The sequence below is a fragment of the Sandarakinorhabdus sp. genome (genome assembly GCF_032115815.1).
GTDB lineage: Bacteria > Pseudomonadota > Alphaproteobacteria > Sphingomonadales > Sphingomonadaceae > Sandarakinorhabdus.
In genome coordinates this window covers 1-1,578 of record NZ_JAUMBI010000256.1, presented here as the reverse complement: position 1 = coordinate 1,578, position 1,578 = coordinate 1, and the positions used below count along the sequence as shown (strand labels likewise).

2 protein-coding genes are annotated in these 1,578 nt (G+C 66.1%); both read left to right on the top strand.

From position 1 onward, the window contains the following. On the top strand, positions 1-1,313 hold a 1,313-nt coding region (locus RT662_RS14760), incomplete at its 5' end, for a molybdopterin cofactor-binding domain-containing protein (RefSeq protein ID WP_313671446.1). A gap of 7 nt (positions 1,314-1,320) precedes the next feature. Next, positions 1,321-1,578, top strand: a 258-nt coding sequence (locus RT662_RS14755; RefSeq protein ID WP_313671445.1) for a twin-arginine translocation signal domain-containing protein, incomplete at its 3' end; no start/stop codon positions are given.

The following is a 1,578-nucleotide window of genomic DNA, read 5'->3' as shown; positions in this document are numbered from 1 at the left end:
CTGCCGCTGCCAAGGCCTTCAAGGACGGCCCGCAGAAGCCCGGTTACATGAACCACGGCAATGCGCCGGCGAAGATGGCGACGGCGGCGAAAAAGGTGACGGCCGAATATGGCTATCCGTTCCTCGCTCATGCCGCGCTGGAACCGATCAACGCCACCGCCCATGTGAAGGGCGACAAGGCCGAACTGTGGCTTTCGACGCAGACGCCAGAAGACGCGCGCCGCATGGTGGCGCTGGCGCTGGGCCTGAAGGTGGAGGATGTCACCATCCACCTGATGCGATCGGGTGGCGGGTTTGGCCGGCGCCTGATGAACGATTTCGCTGTTGAAGCCGCCGTGATCGCCAAGGCCGCCGGCGTGCCGGTGAAGCTGCAGTGGGACCGCGCGCAGGATTTCGCCCACGATTGGCTGCGCCCCGGTGGCTGGCACAAGCTGGAAGCGGGCCTGGACGAGAAGGGCGACATCATCGCCTGGCACGATCATTTCGTCAGCTTCGGCGCTGATGGCGCGCTCAATCCGACGGCGGTGATCGACGGCTCGCTGTTCCCGTCGGGCGTGATCAAGGATTTCCGCGCCGATGTGACGGTGTTGCCGATCGCTTCCACGCTGGGTTGGCTGCGGGCGCCGATCAACAACGCCTTTGCCTTTGTCACCCAAGGTTTCATCGACGATTGCGCAATCGCCGCCGGGCGCGACCCGCTGGAGTATCGCCGCGCCGTGCTCGGCACCCCGCGCGCCATTCCGATCGCCGAGGAGTTTAGCGGCGAGACCGGCGAGGAGATGAAGGGCACGCCCTACAACACCGGCCGCATGCGCGGCGTGCTGGACAAGGCCGCCGAAATGGCCGGCTGGGGCCGCAAGCTGCCCCCGCGCCGGGGCTTGGGCATCGCCTTCCACTTCAGCCACTTGGGCTATTTCGCCAACGTGGTGGAAGCCAGCGTGGCGGGTGATGGCAGCGTGACAGTGCATCATGTGTGGGTGGCGGCCGATATCGGCAAGCACATCGTCAACCTTTCAGGTGCCGAGAACCAGGTGCAGGGCAGCGTGATCGATGCGCTGGGCGCCGCCCTGGGTCAGAAGATCACCTTTGCCGATGGCGCGGTGGAGCAGAAGAATTACGGCGATTTCCACTTGGCCCGCATGGACATGGCGCCAGCGGTGGATGTCGTCTTCCTCTCCACCGATTACATGACCACCGGTCTGGGCGAGCCGGCCTATCCCAGCCTCGCTCCGGCGCTGGCCGGCGCGATCTACCAGGCCACCGGCAAGCGCCTGCGCTCATTGCCGCTCGACACCAGCCAACTGACCGCTTGAGGCCCATATGAACATCCAGCTCAGCCGCCGCAATTTCCTGTTTGCCAGCGCGGCGCTGGGCGGGGGGTTGTATCTGGGGCTGTCGCCGGAGCGGGCAGACGCCGCGGAAGCCGGCCAGTTGAACGCCTGGGTGGTGATTCCGGCGACGGGCCGCATCCGCATCATGGCCAGCAATCCGGAAGTGGGCCAGGGCATCCGCACCAGCCTGCCGATGGTGATTGCCGAGGAAGTGGACGCCGATTGGGCCGCCGTGGAGATCGTGCCG